Source organism: Microbacterium sp. NPDC060117, from assembly GCF_042729315.1.
Taxonomy (GTDB): domain Bacteria; phylum Actinomycetota; class Actinomycetes; order Actinomycetales; family Microbacteriaceae; genus Microbacterium.
Map to the genome: position 1 here is coordinate 824,502 of NZ_JBHWXR010000001.1, position 14,998 is coordinate 839,499.

Genomic DNA, 14,998 nt, shown 5'->3' on the forward strand with positions numbered 1-14,998 from the left:
TTCGTCTGTGGCGGTTCCGGGTGTCAAGCGGTGAGTGCGGGGTAGGGCTCGTCGTCGAGCCCGGGGATGAAGACAGCGGAGGGGTCTCCCCCGGCGTCGAGCAGGGCGTGCGCCGCAAGATCGGTCGCGGCTCCGGAGAGCAGCTGGCGCGGATCCTCCATGACCACGCGCAAGCGGGTGGTCAGCGCATGCCAGTCATCGGCGGTGCGCACGGCCGGCTTGCCGGACACGGTGACCGTGTCGGCGTCGAGCGGCACGGCGGAGAGATCATCCTCGCGGAACCCCGGATATCCGGGGAACATGAGCGCGCCCAGCTCCGATGTCGCCTTCACACCGGCCCAGAGCGTGCGATAGGCCGGTTCGAGAGCCGCCGCGGCCGAGGAGTCGCCGTCGAACGGCGGGAACTCCGGGGCGTGCGGCGCGAGCAGGATCCGTTCGCGATCCAGCCGCCCGGAGGACGCGATGTGGATGACCCGGGCCACGGAGTGCGACTCGAAGGTGACCCCGGCCGTCGGGCGCCCGGACCTGCCCGCGATCACGACCATGAGGCGCGCCCAGTCGAGGTTCCGCTCGGCGCACCACGTCAGCAGGCGGTGCGCGATGTCGAGGCCGGTGAGGAAGAATGTCGCGACCATGACCCGGTTCAGCGGCACCGGCAGCTCCGGATCCGGTCCATCGAGGTAGCGGGTCCCGAGCTGCGCGAACCCGAACGCCGCTGCCGGGTCGAGGAGGTCCTCCACCCCGCGTTCGCCGAGCCGGCAGGCGTAGTCGGTCATCGCAGCAATCCGACGAGCACGGCCGGCGAATGCGGGGACCGCGATGCGGTCGCCCCACAGCTCGGCGGAGTTGGCCTCCCGCGCACGGCGCGAGGCCGCCGCGAACCGCCGGGCGTCGTCCCGCCACGAACCGGGGCCGTCCTCACCTTCGTCAAGCTCTTTCTGGCGTACGAGGGTCGCGAGCGCCGGCCCTGTGTGTGAGACCGCCGCGAGCTCGCGGAAGCCGCGCCCACCGAGGCGGAACGTCTCGATCTGCGGCCCGCGCCCTCCGCCCTCGTAGAGAGCGAGGTCGGTGCTGGTCACGACCAGGAGCGGGTCATCGCGGTGGCGGCGAGCGGCGTCCGCTCCGAAGTGCGCGCCGATGCTGTCCGCCGAGGCGGTGTAGGTCGTGAAGAGCTCCGTCAGCTCAGGGCTCTGGAATGCCGGCATGCGCCGAGTCCAGCAGAGCACCCTTCCTCCGACAAGTCATCCAGGGTTACGATGACGAGCACACACCGTTAGAGGAAGTGACGCATGTTGGACGTACGGAAATTGCTCATGCTGCGCGCCGTGGTCGCCGAAGGGTCGATCGCCGCCGCCGCGCGCTCGCTCGCATACACCCGATCAGCCGTCAGCCAGCAGCTCAGCGCCCTCGAGGCCGAGACCGGCGTCGCGCTGCTCGAGCGAACAGGCCGACGCGTGACCCTGACAGCAGCTGGGACGCGCCTCCTCGAACACACCGAGCGCGTCCTGGTGGAGCTGCGGGCGGCCGAGAGCGCGTTGCATGAGGATCGCGATGCGGTCTCGGGAGTGCTGCGGGTGGGGATCCCGTTCCGGGAGGGACCGCGCATCATGAGCCGCGCGCTGACCGCGCTGCGCCGGGAGCACCCTCAGCTGCAGATCCGCTTGCTGGCGGCATCCGACGAGGACGCGGCGGATCAGGTGCTCGCGGGGCGCCTCGACGTCGCGATCACCTCGCGCTACAGCGACGCCGCAGTGCCGCGCGCGGGGCTGGTCGAGTGGGAGGTCGGGCGCGACGAGCTGCGCGTGTGCGTCGCACGATCGCACCGTCTCGCCGATCGTGACGCGTGCCCGATGTCGGAGCTGCGGGGCGAGGAGTGGGTGCTGGCGCCGGACTCGATGCTCGGCCGCCTCTCGGTGACGCTGTGCGTGGCATCGGGATTCGAGCCCAACATCACGGCCAGCGTCACCGATGTGTCCACGGCGGTGGGTCTCGTGGGATTGGGCTGGGGCGTCACGATCGCGCCCGAGCGGACACCCGATCCGGACGGCGTGCTGCACCGGCTGAGAATCGAGGGCGCCGGCATCGAACGACGGAGCCTGCTCATGGCGCGCGACGGCGAGCAGACGCTGCCGCGGATCGCCGCCGTGGTCGCGGCCGTGCGTGCCGTCGACACGACCGACGCGGCGCTGGGGCGGGGCGCGGCCGGGCCCCGCCCCAGGCCGTAGCATCGGGGGATGGCCGGGTCCGTGAACGGGTTGGCGAGCACCGATGTGCGCCGCCACAACCTCAGCATCATGCTGCGCCACCTGGCGGCGGAGGGCCCGTGCTCCCGAAGCGATCTGGCCGAGCGGACAGGACTGAAGCGCAGCTCGATCACGCCGCTGGTGCAGATCCTGCAGGAGGCCGGCCTGCTGCAGGAGACGACGAGCATCCTCGCCGCGCGCGGACGGCCCCGCACGAATCTCGAGCTGACCGGCGACCGGTTCGGGCTGCTCGTGCTGCAGTTCGACGCCCTGGAGATCACCGGCGTGGTCACGACACTGGGCGGACGGGAGCTCGCCCACGAGTCGATCGCGCACGACGCCCCCTTCGGGGATCCCGGACCGGTGCTGGACGTGGCGGCGAAGGCGATGACCTCGCTCCTGGACGCCGCAGCGCGGCTCGGATCCACGGTCATCGACGCCACCGTCGTCACGAAGTCGCCCGTGGGCGGTGAGCCCGTGCATGTGCTCGCGGATGCGCACATGGGGTGGCGCTCGGTGGACGTCCTGGCAGAACTCGGGCAGCGCGTCTCCGCACTCGGCGGCATCCGTGCCCAGCTGTCCTCCGACGCCCCGCTCGCCGCCCAGGCCGAGCTGCGCAGGATCGGCTCCCCGTCCGATGCGATCTACCTCCGCGCGGATGCGACCACCGTGGGCGGCGCACTGATCGTCGACGGGCGCGTGGTCGAGGGCGCCCACGGCTTCGGGGGATCGCTCGGGCATCTCGCCGTCGTGCCCGACGGAGCACTGTGCGCGTGCGGCCAGCACGGATGCCTGGTCACCGCGACGGGAGAGGATGTCGCTGCACCCTCGGCGATCGGCTGGATCGCACGCACGCTGCAGATCCTGAGCATGGCGGTGGACCCCGACGTGATCGTGGTCGGCGGTCTCTGGGCGCCGCTCGCCGAGTCGATCGCAACGGCCTTCGAGGCCAACAGGCCCGCGCTGGCGCGATCGGGCGGGATGCCGACGACCGTGCACGCCGGAGTGCTCGGCATCGACGCCGCGCTCCTCGGCGGGATCGAGGCCGCGCAGCAGCGCGTGCTCGAGGATCCGGAGAGAATTCTTTAGTTTGAGACTAGAAATAAATCGGGGATCGCGGCATGCTGTGGGAGATACGCCGATGCACGGCGCTTCATCCCGCCTTCTCACCGTCGAGGAGAACTCATGTCCGCTCCACTCGCCTCCCGGGTCGAGGACCCCGCCTTCCGCAGTCCGCAATCGCCCCGGCGCCTGCTGCCTTCGATGGCCGTGCTCGCGTTCGTCATGTTCGCGAGCTACGCCGGCGTCCTCCAGGTCCTGCTGCCGAATCAGCTGACCGCGCTCGATGCCGCGCACAAGGTGCAGAACCTGGCGATCATCTCGTCGATCTCCCTGCTGTTCACGCTGGTGACGCAGCCGATCATCGGGACGTTCAGCGATCGCACCCGGTCCCGCCTCGGGCGGCGCGGCCCCTGGATCATCCTGGGCGGCTCGACCGGCGGCGTCCTGCTGGTGCTCACCGGCACCCTCACCTCGGTCGTCTGGGTCGGCGTGTTCATCGTCGTCGCGCAGGTCTGCCTGAACGCCGTGCAGGGGCCGTTCACCGCGATCGTGCCCGACCGCTATCCACGCGAGAAGCGGGGCCTCGCGAGCGCCATGTTCGGCCTCGGCACTTCGGCGGGCCTCACGATCGGCGTCATCGTCGCCGCGCAGCTGGCGGCAACGGTCGGCATCGCCTACACGGTGTTCGGCGGCACGATCCTGGTCGTGGCCCTCATGTTCGTCCTGGTCAACCGCGACTACTCGAGCACCGACGCACGGCCGGAGACGCTGTCCTGGCGGACGTTCGTGGCCGGATTCTGGGTGGATCCGCGCCGCCATCCCGACTTCGCATGGGCGTTCGCGGCGCGCTTCTGCTTCATCCTCGGCTACTTCCTGGTGCTGTTCTTCCAACTCTTCATCCTCACCGACTACATCCACCTGGAACTCGGTGCGGCGAACGCCACGATGGGCCTGCTCGCCGTGATCAGCCTCGTCACCACGATCGCCTCCGTCGTCGTCGGCGGGATCTGGAGCGACCGCATCGGCCGTCGCAAGGTCTTCATCTACGCCGCGTCCGGGTTCATCGCCGTCGGGCTCGCAATCCCGCTGCTGCTGCCCACCGTGACGGGCATGATCGCGATGAGCGCGGTGGCCGGCATCGGCTTCGGGCTCTACACGGCCTGCGACACGGCGCTGATGACCGAGGTGCTGCCCAAGGACGGCGCGACGGCGGGCAAGGACCTCGGGATCCTGAACATCGCGACGAACCTTCCGCAGGCACTCAGCACCGCTGTCGGCGGGGTGCTCATCGCGGCGGCCGGGTACCGCTCGCTGTTCATCGGCGGCATCGTCGCCGTCATCCTCGCGGCGTTCGTGATCGCCCGCGTCAAACTCGTCCGATGATCGGAGCGTCCTGATGAACCTGCCCACCTTGATGACCCGGCTCGCCGCCCTGCAGGGGCACCCGATCCCGGTGTCGACGCGATCCGCACCCTTCGACGACCATGACAGCGAGGTGGCCGAGGCGGATCCATCCCAGCAGCTGCCGAGGGTGCCGGGCGTGCGCGTCGTGCGCAATATCGAGTTCGCCCGCCGCCAAGGGGCCGACGGATCCACGCGACCGCTCCGCCTGGACCTGATGATCCCGCAGGCCCCGGGCCCGCATCCACTCGTGGTGTTCGTGCCCGGCGGCGGCTTCGTGATGGCGGTCAAGGCCGGCGGCGCCCGCATGCGGCGCGCACTCGCTGCGCGGGGCTTCGCGGTGGCCAGCATCGAGTACCGCACCACGCGGCACGGAGCGACCGTCGAGGACGCACTCGACGACGTCGCCGCGGCCTTACAGCTGCTGACCGCACGCGCCGCGGAGTACGCGATCGATGCGCGACGCGTCGGACTGTGGGGCGAGTCCGCGGGCGGATACCTCGTGTCCATGGCGGGCGTGACACGAGGTCATCCGCGCTGGGGCGAGGGCGGATCGTCGGTCCGGGCGGTCGTCGACAAGTTCGGCGCCTCGGACCTGTTCCGCATCGCAGAGGGCTTCGACCCGGAGACCGCGGCGCAGGTCTTCGCGCCGGGCAACGCGCTGGCCCGCTTCGTGGTCGGCCCGACGGCCGAGACGCTGGAGGACGACATCGCCGCGGTGCACGCCGCCGACCCGGCCCGATCCGCGAGCAGGGAAGCGGCCGCGTTCCTGCTGTTCCACGGCAGCGACGATCGGATCATCTCGCCGGTGCAGACGTCGATCCTGCATGACGCGCTGCGTGCGGCAGGGGCGCGCAGTCGGCGCGTGCTCGTGCGCGGCGCCGGGCACGGGGACATCGCGGTCAAGGGCGGGGAGGAACGGTACTGGACGACGGTGCCGATGCTCGACCTCATCGCCACGTTCTTCCGCGACGAGCTCACGGACGGTGCGGCGTGACGGCGGCGCACGCGCCGGCGCACACGCGATTCGCCGATGCGCTCGACGCGACGCAGGCACAGTCGCTGCGCGAGATCCTCGGCGCGGGTCGACTGCTCAGCCTGTCGACCGTGACCCGCCACGGGGAGGCGCACATCAACACGGCATTCTTCACGTTCTCCGACGACTTCACTCTGTACCTGCTGTCGCCGCCGTCGACCGAGCACGCGCGCAACGCGGCTGCGAACCCATCCGCCGCCATCGCCGTGTTCGACTCGCACCAGACGCACGCGACGCGTCGCGGCGCTCAGCTGTTCGGGCGCCTCGACGAGATCCAGCCCGAGGAAGCGGAGTCTGCGCTCGCATGCTTCCGTGACCGCTTCCCGGACGTCGCCGAGCCCGGTCAGGCGTACGGCGACTTCGCACGCGCGCGCGGCGTCGCACTGTACGCCTTCCGCCCCACGCGGGCGAAGCTGTTCGACGAGGCGCTGCTGATCACGGACGGCTACGTCGAGGTGGCCCTCGACTGCTGAGCGGAAGGTCGCGGCTCGCTCAGTGCCGGTCGTGGAACACGGTTCCCGTCTCGAACGGCCAGCCCGTGTAGGCCTCGGCGAGGTAGCGGCGGCCGGCCTCGGACTCGGTGACGCTGCGCAGCTCGCCGAGTCTTCGGCGGCGGTCAAAGCCGTCCTCCCCCGCGGCGCTGTGCAGCATGGTCGTCATCCACCAGGAGAAGTGCTGCGCCTTCCAGATGCGCCGCGATGCCGTGTCGGGGTACTCGTCGAGCAGGCGTTCGTCGCCGTCCAGGAGCAGGGCGCGGATCGCGCGATCGAGAAGCACGACGTCGGCGACCGCGAGGTTCATCCCCTTGGCCCCGGTCGGCGGCACCGTGTGCGCGGCGTCGCCCACGAGCACGGTACGCCCGCGGCGCAGTTCGCCCGCCACGAAGCTGCGGAACCGCAGCACGTCGCGCTGGATGATCGGCCCCTCGTTCAGGGTCGTGCCGGGCACCCGCCGTTGCAGCTCCTCCCAGATCCGCCCGTCGTCGTACGCGGCGGGGTCGGCGCCGGGATCGCACTGGAAGTACATCCGCTGCACGGTGTCGCTGCGCTGGCTGATCAGGGCGAAGCCGCCGTCGGAGCTGCTGTAGATGAGCACGTCGTTGCTGGGCGGCGCCTCGCACAGGATGCCGAACCAGGCGAACGGGTACTCCCGGAAGAAGCCGCGACCGGATCCCGACACGGCGCGCCGCACGACGCCGTGGGCGCCGTCGGCGCCGACCACGACATCCGCCTCGATCTCGAGGGGCGCGCCCTCGGCATCGACCGCGATCACGCGCGAGCGGCCCGGATCGTCGTCGCGCACCTCGGCCGCGGAGACCCCGAAGCGCAGATCCTGTCCCGCGGCGAGGCGCGCGGCGACGAGATCCTTCAGCACCTCGTGCTGCGGATAGAGCCACACGCTGCGCCCGCACAGCGCAGGGAAGTCCAGCCGGTGCGCGCCCTGTTCGAGACCCTCGCCCCCGAAGCGCAGCTCGATGCCGTCATGCCGGTGCCCTTCGGCGAGCACACGGGTCGAGGCGCCCGTCTGGACGAGCAGATCGACGGTGCCCTGTTCGAGGATCCCCGCGCGGATCGTCTGCTCGATCTCGGCGCGCGAACGGCGGTCGATCACGACGGATTCGATGCCGGCCCCGGCGAGCAGGTGGGACAGCAGGAGCCCTGCCGGCCCCGCGCCGACGATCGCGACCTGGGTGCGGATGGTGGGGGTCATGGGGTCTCCTTCGACTGCGCCAGCTTCGCCCGGCACGGGCCACCCCGCCGCAGGATTCCCGTTGAACGAGAACTGGGGGCCTCAGCGCCGGAAGCCGAGCGCCCGTTCCGTGTCGCGGGCGGCCGCATGCAGCTCGTAGAGGGCGACGTCGGTCTGCGCGTCCCGGCGCAGCACGCTCGAGAGAGCCGCGATGACCGTCCCCGTCTCGTCACGGATCGGCACGGCGACGCCGGTCGAGACCACTTCGATCGACCCCGGGGCGACGGCGTGACCGAGCCGGCGCACCTCCGCGAGCTTGCGGCGCAGGATCCCCGGATCGCTGATCGTCTCACGCGTGAGCGGCACGAGCGGGCCGGACAGGATCCGCTCCTGCAGGTCCCTCCCGGCGAAGGCGAGCAGGACGAGCCCCGAGGACGAGGCGTGCAGCGGCAGGCGGCCCGCGACCCGCGTGACGTTGGACCCCGAGTCGGGGCCGGACAGGCGCTCCAGGAACAGCGCCTCGTCCTGCTCCAGGATCGCGAGCTGGGTGTGCTCCCTGATGCGCGCCTGCACCCGCTCCATGAACGGCAGCGCGGCCTGACGCAGGCGCAGCGCCTGCGACGAACGGGTCGCGAGCTCCCAGAGCCGCATGCCGATGCGGATCCGGCGGTCCTCGTCGCGCTCGAGCAGACCGACCTCGACGAGCTCCCCTACGACGCGGTGCGCGGTCGACGAGGGCAGCCCCGCGCGGCGCCCGATCTCCGCCGCGGTCTGCACCGTACGCGTCGGCGTGAACGTCTCGAGCACACGCAGCAGCCGGTCGGTCACCGAGTCGCCCGAGGAGGAGTTGGCCATGCGTCCAGGATGCCATCGATCTCCGATCCGGTTCCCATTGAGCGGGAATCCCGGGCCGCGCGCCCGGGGCACGCGGGACGCTGTCGGAGTCGCCCCACCCGGTCGAAGGAGACAGGACCGATGGAACTCACCGCCGCCGCGCCGGAGTCGCTGCTCGCCGCCCCCGACCAGCTGACCCAGGCCGAGATCACCGCGGAGATCGGCGCTCTGCACGCCGAGTATCTCCGCCGCACCGCGGCCGGCGAGGACCTGCCGCGCACGATGCACGACTTCCCGCCGTATCGGTCCAGCCTCCTCCGGCACCCCACCAAGAACCCGAGGCTGGTCGACCCGGAGACCATCGAGCTGTTCTCCCCCGCCTTCGGACAGCGCGACGTCGCCGCGATCGAATCCGACCTGACGGTCCAGCACGCGGGCGAGCCGATCGGCGAGCGGATGACCGTCCGCGGACGCCTGCTCGACTCCTGGGGGCGGCCGGTTCCGAACCAGCTCATCGAGCTGTGGCAGGCCAACTCCGCTGGGCGCTACATCCACCAGCGCGACCAGCACCCGGCCCCGCTGGATCCGAACTTCACCGGTGCGGGACGCGCGATCACGAACGATCACGGCGAGTATCTCTTCACGACGATCAAGCCGGGGCCCTATCCGTGGAAGAACCACGTGAACGCCTGGCGCCCGGCCCACATCCACTTCTCGATCTTCGGCCGCTCCTTCACCCAGCGCATCGTCACGCAGATGTACTTCCCGGGCGACCCGCTGTTCGCCCTCGACCCGATCTACAACACGATCCGCCGCCAGGCCGACCGCGATCGGCTCGTCGCGACCTACGACCACGATCTGACCACCCCGGAGTTCTCCACCGGGTATCGCTGGGACATCGTGATCGACGGCCCGGATGCGACCTGGTCCGAGCAGGACGGAGAGCACTGATGGCGCCCGACGGCCTCGCCCCGCGCGTCCCCGCGCGCACCCACGAACCCACCGCCGGCCAGACGGTCGGGCCGTTCTTCGCGTACGGCACCGAGTATCCGAAGATGCACGAGGTGGCCTTCCCGCACAGCCCCGGAGCGGTGCTGCTCGGCGGCACCGTGCGCGACGGCGCCGGCGCCCCCATCCCCGACGCGATGATCGAGATCTTCGGTGCCGACGCCGACGGATCCGTTCCCCGCGCCCGGGGATCCTTCCGGCGCGACGATCACACCTTCACCGGCTTCGGGCGCTCGTTCACGACTGACGAGGGCCGCTACGAGTTCTGGACCAGGGAACCCGGATCCACCGGCACGGGCGCGCCCTTCTTCGCCGCGATCGTCTACGCGCGCGGCCTTCCCGACAAGCTGCACACCCGGATCTACCTGCCGGTCGCGGACCGGATCCTCGCCGCGGATCCGCTGCTCTCGACCCTCTCCGCGGATGAGCGTGCCACGCTGGTCTCGACTCGCGCCGACGACGGGAGCCTCCACCACGACATCCGCCTGCAGGGCGAGCGAGAGACGGTGTTCCTTGTCTTCTGAACGAGCGTCCTCCAAGCCGGGCCCCGGCGACTTCTTCGCCGCGGGCGGCCTGCTGTCACCGCTGACGGCCGATCTCCAGGACGGTTCCGACCGTGCGGTCGCGCACGCCCTGGTCGGCACCGAGCTGGCGCTGCTGCGCGCGTTCGTCCGGGTGGGGGTCGCACCGGCCGCCGTCGGCGAGGCGGCGCTCGCGGCATGGCGCGAACCGTGGTTCGACCTCGACACCACCGGGCTCGCGCAGTCGTCGATCGCCGACGGCAACCCGGTGATCCCGCTGCTCCCGCAGGTGCGGGCCCGCGTGGCCGCGCATGACCCCGACGCATCCGCGTGGGTGCACCGCGGCGCGACCAGCCAGGACGTCCTGGACACCGCCCTGATGCTGGCCGGACACGACATCTGCTCCCGGCTCGATGTGCTGCTGCGCGCCACCGAAGGCGGGATCCTCCGCCTTGCGCAGCAGCACATCGACGATCCCGCGGTCGCGCGCACCCTGACCCAGCACGCGGTGCCCACGACTCTCGGCCTGCGCGCCGCCCGCTGGCTGGACGCGCTGGGCCGCGCCCGACGTCGCCTCGCCGCGGTGGCCGACCTCCTCCCGGCTCAGCTCGGCGGCGCCGGAGGCACCCTCGCCTCGTTCGTCGAACTCTTCGGCGAGGATGCCGCGGCGGCGCTCCCCGGAGCGTTCGCCCAGGAGGTCGGCCTGCGCAAGCCCACGGCCCCCTGGCACACCGACCGATGGCCCGTCCTCGAGCTCGGCGACGCGCTGGTCGCCGTCATCGCGGCGCTCGGCGTCTTCGGGAGCGACGTCGCGCAGCTCGCACGCACCGAGGTCGGCGAGGCCACCGTCGCCGACGGCGGTGCATCGAGCGCCATGCCGCAGAAGCGCAACCCCGTCGACGCCGTGCTGCTGCGGTCAGCGGCGATGCGCGCACCCGGCCTCGCGGCGACGCTGCACATCGCCGCCGGCCTCGCCGTCGACGAGCGACCGGACGGCGCCTGGCACGCCGAGTGGCCGGCACTGCAGGAGCTGCTGCGCCTCGCGGTCGGATCCGGCACTCGCGCGGTGACGCTCTCCGCGCACCTGACGCTGCACGCCGATCGCGCGCGGGCGAACCTGGACCTCACCGACGGTCTCGTCGTCGGCGAACGGCTCGCACTGGTGCTGGTGCCTCGGATCGGTCGGGCCCGGTTCGACGCACTGATCGCAGGCGCGGCGGCCGACGGCGATCTCGCCGGCCGGGTGCGAGCGCTCCCTGAGGCTGCGGGGCTCGACGTGGACGCCCTGCTCGACCCCGCTCGCTACACCGGACTGGCGGCGCGGATGACCGACGACGCGATCCACCGCGCCCTGCAGGACGGGATCCGGCCGTGACGACCGCCCTGACCTTCTCCACCCCGGTCGGCCCCGAGGGCGCACCGCTGCTCGTGCTCGGCCCGTCGCTCGGCACCTCGACGATCGTCTGGGAGACGGCGCTGCCGGTGCTCGCCGCGGAGCACCGGGTCGTCGCCTGGGACCTGCCGGGGCACGGCGCCTCCGAACCGGCGACGGGTTCGTTCACGGTCGGCGATCTGGCGGACGCCGTCGCGGACTTCGTCGGCTCCCTCGGCGCCTCGCGGATCCGCTACGCCGGCGTCTCCCTCGGCGGTGCGGTCGGGCTCGAACTGCTCCTGCGCCACCCCGGCCTCGTCGAGCGCGCCGCGATCCTCTGCTCCGGCGCGGTCATCGCCACGCCGGCGAGCTGGCGAGAGCGCGCCGCCCAGGTGCGCGCGCAGTCGACCTCGGCGCTGCTGACCGGATCCGCAGAGCGCTGGTTCGCTCCCGGATCCGTGGCCGCGCACGCCGACCAGGTCGGACGCCTGCTGCACGTGCTGCAGAACGCCGACGACGAGAGCTACGCTCGCTGCTGCGAGGCGCTCGCCTGCTACGACGTGCGCGATCGCCTCTGCGAGATCACCGCCCCGGTGCTCGCGGTGTGGGGCGGACACGACGCGGTCACCCCCGAGGCCTCGGCCCTCCGGATCGCCGAGGGCGTCCGCGACGGTCGCGCCATCGGGATCCCGGACGCCTCCCATCTCGCGCCCGTGGACGACCCCGCCGCCGTCGCCCGGCTGCTCACGGCCTTCTTCGCCGGGCGCGACGGCGGGCCGGACCAAGACCCGACTGCGGCGGCGTCCGCCGAGACCGAAGAGAGGATCCGACCATGAGCGCATCGACCGATGACGAGCGTCGCGCCCAGGGCATGGCGGTGCGCCGCGAGGTGCTGTCCGATGCGCACGTGGACCGCGCGATCGCCGGCACGACCGCCTTCACCACCGACTTCCAGGACTTCCTCACCCGTGTCGCGTGGGGGGATGTCTGGTCGCGCCCCGGGCTGGACCGGCGCGCCCGCTCGATCGCCGTGCTCAGCTCGCTCATCGCCCTCGGCCACGAGGAGGAGCTCGCGATGCACGTGCGGGCCGCGCTGCGCAACGGCCTCACCGTGGACGAGATCCGCGAAGTGATCCTGCAGTCGGCCGTCTACGCCGGGATCCCCGCGGCCAACATCGCCTTCCGGATCGCGGCGCGCGTGCTCGCCGAGGAGGGGCTCGCGTGATCGACAAGACCGTCCCGGACCTCGCCGCCGCGCTCGCCGGGATCCGCGACGGGGCGACGGTGATGGTCGGCGGGTTCGGCCGCGCCGGGCAGCCGGTCGAGCTGATCGACGCCCTCATCGCCCAGGGTGCGACCGATCTCACGATCGTGAACAACAACGCCGGCAACGGCGACACCGGCCTCGCCGCCCTGCTCGCCGCCGGCCGCGTGCGCCGGATCATCTGCTCCTTCCCCCGACAGGCGGACTCCTGGGTCTTCGACGAGCTCTACCGCACCGGCAGGATCGAACTCCAGCTCGTGCCGCAGGGCAACCTCGCCGAGCGGATCCGCGCGGCCGGCGCGGGGATCGGCGCATTCTTCTCCCCCACCGGAGTCGGCACGCTCCTGGTCGAGGGGCGCGAGCAGCGCACGATCGACGGCCGCGCGTACGTCCTGGAGTACCCGATCCGGGCGGACGTGGCCCTCATCAGCGCCCGTCGCGCCGACCGCTGGGGCAACCTCGTCTACCGCGAGACCGCGCGCAACTTCGGCCCGATCATGGCGACGGCCGCGACCACCACGATCGCGCAGGTCGACGAGATCGTGCCGCTCGGCGCGCTCGATCCGGAGGCGGTCGTCACGCCGGGGATCTTCGTGGATCGCGTGGTGGCCGTCGGCGAGCGCCTCTGGCTGCGCGACGGCGAGTTCGTCGGCGGGGTCGATCTGGAGGGCCGAGTCCTGGACGGCGCGTCATGACCCGGATCGGCCGCGCGGAGCTGGCGGCGCGGATCGCCGCGGACATCCCCGAGGGCGCGTCGGTGAACCTCGGGATCGGGGCGCCGACAATGGTCGCCGACCAGCTGCCCGCCGGGCGGGAGGTGATCCTGCACACCGAGAACGGCATGCTCGGGATGGGGGCCGCGCCTGCGCCCGGACACGTGGATCCCGACCTCATCAACGCCGGCAAGCAGGCCGTCACGGCGCTGCCCGGAGCCGCGTACTTCCATCACGCCGACTCGTTCGCAATGATGCGCGGCGGGCACCTCGACGTCTGCGTACTCGGCGCGTTCCAGGTCTCCGAGACCGGAGACCTGGCGAACTGGTCCACGGGTGCGCCCGACGCGATCCCCGCGGTCGGCGGGGCCATGGATCTGGCGATCGGCGCCAGGGAGGTGTTCGTGATGACGGATCTGCTCACCCGCGACGGCCGGCCCAAGCTCGTGCGGGCCTGCAGCTACCCGCTGACCGGGGTCGGCTGCGTCACCCGTGTCTACACCGACCACGCGGTGTTCGACGTGACACCGACGGGGTTCGCGGTGCGCGAGGCGTTCGGCGACAACACCCGGGACTCCCTCTCCGCGCTGCTCGGGCTTGCTCTGTCGTGACGGCCTCGTTCGTCTACGACGCCGTGCGCACCCCGTTCGGTCGCGCCGGAGGCGCGCTCGCGGGCGTCCGGCCCGACGATCTCGCCGCGATCGTGCTGCGGGCGATCGCCGAGCGCGCCCAGCTGGATCCGACCCGGATCGATGACGTGATCCTCGGGGACGCCAATCAGGCGGGCGAGGACAATCGCGACGTCGCGCGCTTCGGGGCGCTGCTCGCGGGGTTCCCCACCTCGGTGCCCGGCACCACGGTGAACCGGCTCTGCGCGTCGGGCCTCGAGGCCGTCGTGCAGGGCGCCCGCGCGATCGAATCCGGCGATGCGTCCCTCGTCGTCGCCGGCGGGGTCGAGTCGATGAGCCGCGCGCCGTTCGTCGTGGAGAAGTCGGCACGACCCTGGCCGAGCGTCGGCAACCAGACCCTGTGGAACACGGCGATCGGCTGGCGGATGACCAATCCGCGGCTGCCCCGGCACTGGACGATCTCGAACGGGGAGGCTGCGGAGAAGGCGGCCCGCGGGCACGGGATCACCCGCGAGGCGCAGGACGCGTTCGCGGTGCGGTCGCATCGGCACGCGGCACGCGCCTGGGCCGAGGGCGTGTACGCCGACGAGGTCGTGCCGGTCCCGGGCGTCGAACTCGGGCGGGACGAGGGGATCCGCGACGACACGGGCGTCGAGACGCTCGCGGGACTGCGGACCCTGTTCGCGGCCGATGGCTCCGTCACCGCAGGGAACTCGTCGCCGATCAGCGACGGCGCGTCCGCGGTGCTGCTCGCCGCGGAGGGCGCGCTGCCCGGCGTGCCGCTCGCGCGCATCGCCGGGCGCGCGGTGCACGGCGTGGATCCCGACGACTTCCCGATCGCCCCGATCGAGGCGGCGAACACCGCGCTCGCCCGCGCCGGCCGCACCTGGGCCGATGTCGACCTCGTCGAGCTCAACGAGGCGTTCGCCGCGCAGGCGCTGGCCTGCATCGCCGGCTGGCCCGAGCTGGATCCGGAGCGCGTGAACGTGCACGGCGGCGCGCTCGCGATCGGTCACCCGCTCGGCGCGTCCGGCGGACGCATCCTCGGGCACGCGGCGCACGAGCTCGCCCGCCGCGGCGGCGGCATCGCCGTGGTCGCGATCTGCATCGGCGTCGGCCAGGGCATGGCCGTGGTGCTGGAGCGTTAGGGGTCGCGACGTGTTCGCGTGGTCGACGCGACGGGGCGCGCTCGCACGCTGTGAGAACCCCGCGTGCTGGGCGCGGCG

Annotated in this window: 16 protein-coding genes; 13 read left to right on the forward strand and 3 right to left on the reverse strand. The window is 72.2% G+C overall.

Features of this window, described 5'->3' with window-relative positions; genetic code table 11:
- Positions 1-23: 23 nt before the first annotated feature.
- Positions 24-1,205 carry a DUF5624 domain-containing protein gene (locus tag ACFWCK_RS03725; RefSeq protein ID WP_378804611.1) on the reverse strand — a complete coding sequence of 394 codons (1,182 nt, stop codon included), beginning with the start codon at positions 1,203-1,205 and terminating at the stop codon, positions 24-26.
- A gap of 84 nt (positions 1,206-1,289) precedes the next feature.
- On the opposite strand from ACFWCK_RS03725, the gene ACFWCK_RS03730 reads away from it, so the two are divergent.
- The 5 genes from ACFWCK_RS03730 to ACFWCK_RS03750 all read left to right on the forward strand — a co-directional run bounded on the left by ACFWCK_RS03730 (position 1,290) and on the right by ACFWCK_RS03750 (position 6,215).
- Positions 1,290-2,225, forward strand: a complete 936-nt coding sequence (locus ACFWCK_RS03730; protein WP_378804613.1) for a LysR family transcriptional regulator — start codon at positions 1,290-1,292, stop codon at positions 2,223-2,225.
- Positions 2,226-2,234: 9 nt separating this feature from the next.
- Positions 2,235-3,332, forward strand: a complete 1,098-nt coding sequence (locus ACFWCK_RS03735) for an ROK family protein (protein ID WP_378804614.1) — start codon at positions 2,235-2,237, stop codon at positions 3,330-3,332.
- A 96-nt stretch (positions 3,333-3,428) separates the two neighbouring features.
- Positions 3,429-4,688, forward strand: coding sequence for an MFS transporter (locus tag ACFWCK_RS03740; protein ID WP_378804615.1), 1,260 nt, complete (start codon positions 3,429-3,431; stop codon positions 4,686-4,688).
- A gap of 13 nt (positions 4,689-4,701) precedes the next feature.
- The gene (locus tag ACFWCK_RS03745) at positions 4,702-5,703 is read left to right on the forward strand and encodes a prolyl oligopeptidase family serine peptidase (RefSeq protein ID WP_378804616.1); all 1,002 of its coding nucleotides are present in this window, start codon (positions 4,702-4,704) and stop codon (positions 5,701-5,703) included.
- Positions 5,700-6,215 carry a pyridoxamine 5'-phosphate oxidase family protein gene (locus tag ACFWCK_RS03750; protein ID WP_378804617.1) on the forward strand — a complete coding sequence of 172 codons (516 nt, stop codon included), beginning with the start codon at positions 5,700-5,702 and terminating at the stop codon, positions 6,213-6,215. The genes ACFWCK_RS03745 and ACFWCK_RS03750 overlap by 4 nt, the downstream gene beginning before the upstream one ends.
- A 19-nt stretch (positions 6,216-6,234) precedes the next feature.
- Here ACFWCK_RS03750 and ACFWCK_RS03755 read toward each other — a convergent pair whose 3' ends face one another.
- Complete coding sequence (locus ACFWCK_RS03755; protein ID WP_378804619.1) at positions 6,235-7,452, reverse strand: 4-hydroxybenzoate 3-monooxygenase; 1,218 nt, start codon at positions 7,450-7,452, stop codon at positions 6,235-6,237.
- Between the two features lie 81 nt (positions 7,453-7,533).
- The gene (locus tag ACFWCK_RS03760; RefSeq protein ID WP_378804620.1) at positions 7,534-8,286 is read right to left on the reverse strand and encodes an IclR family transcriptional regulator; all 753 of its coding nucleotides are present in this window, start codon (positions 8,284-8,286) and stop codon (positions 7,534-7,536) included.
- A gap of 120 nt (positions 8,287-8,406) precedes the next feature.
- Here ACFWCK_RS03760 and pcaH point away from each other — a divergent pair, with 120 nt between their 5' ends.
- Genes pcaH through ACFWCK_RS03800 form a run of 8 tightly spaced genes read left to right on the forward strand, consistent with a single transcriptional unit; the run spans position 8,407 to position 14,920 of the window.
- Positions 8,407-9,216 (forward strand): protocatechuate 3,4-dioxygenase subunit beta, encoded by an 810-nt coding sequence (gene pcaH / locus ACFWCK_RS03765; RefSeq protein WP_378804621.1) that lies wholly within the window; start codon positions 8,407-8,409, stop codon positions 9,214-9,216.
- Positions 9,216-9,797, forward strand: a complete 582-nt coding sequence (pcaG, locus tag ACFWCK_RS03770; protein WP_378804622.1) for a protocatechuate 3,4-dioxygenase subunit alpha — start codon at positions 9,216-9,218, stop codon at positions 9,795-9,797. Before pcaH ends, pcaG begins: the two co-directional genes overlap by 1 nt.
- Positions 9,787-11,169 (forward strand): lyase family protein, encoded by a 1,383-nt coding sequence (locus tag ACFWCK_RS03775; protein WP_378804623.1) that lies wholly within the window; start codon positions 9,787-9,789, stop codon positions 11,167-11,169. The genes pcaG and ACFWCK_RS03775 overlap by 11 nt, the downstream gene beginning before the upstream one ends.
- Positions 11,166-12,002: an alpha/beta fold hydrolase gene (locus ACFWCK_RS03780; protein ID WP_378804625.1), complete on the forward strand. Its 837-nt coding sequence runs from the start codon at positions 11,166-11,168 to the stop codon at positions 12,000-12,002. Before ACFWCK_RS03775 ends, ACFWCK_RS03780 begins: the two co-directional genes overlap by 4 nt.
- Complete coding sequence (gene pcaC, locus ACFWCK_RS03785) at positions 11,999-12,391, forward strand: 4-carboxymuconolactone decarboxylase (RefSeq protein WP_378804626.1); 393 nt, start codon at positions 11,999-12,001, stop codon at positions 12,389-12,391. The genes ACFWCK_RS03780 and pcaC overlap by 4 nt, the downstream gene beginning before the upstream one ends.
- Complete coding sequence (locus ACFWCK_RS03790; RefSeq protein ID WP_378804627.1) at positions 12,388-13,125, forward strand: 3-oxoacid CoA-transferase subunit A; 738 nt, start codon at positions 12,388-12,390, stop codon at positions 13,123-13,125. The genes pcaC and ACFWCK_RS03790 overlap by 4 nt, the downstream gene beginning before the upstream one ends.
- Positions 13,122-13,754, forward strand: coding sequence for a 3-oxoacid CoA-transferase subunit B (locus ACFWCK_RS03795; RefSeq protein WP_378804628.1), 633 nt, complete (start codon positions 13,122-13,124; stop codon positions 13,752-13,754). The genes ACFWCK_RS03790 and ACFWCK_RS03795 overlap by 4 nt, the downstream gene beginning before the upstream one ends.
- Complete coding sequence (locus tag ACFWCK_RS03800; RefSeq protein WP_378804630.1) at positions 13,751-14,920, forward strand: thiolase family protein; 1,170 nt, start codon at positions 13,751-13,753, stop codon at positions 14,918-14,920. The genes ACFWCK_RS03795 and ACFWCK_RS03800 overlap by 4 nt, the downstream gene beginning before the upstream one ends.
- The last annotated feature ends 78 nt before the right edge of the window (positions 14,921-14,998 follow it).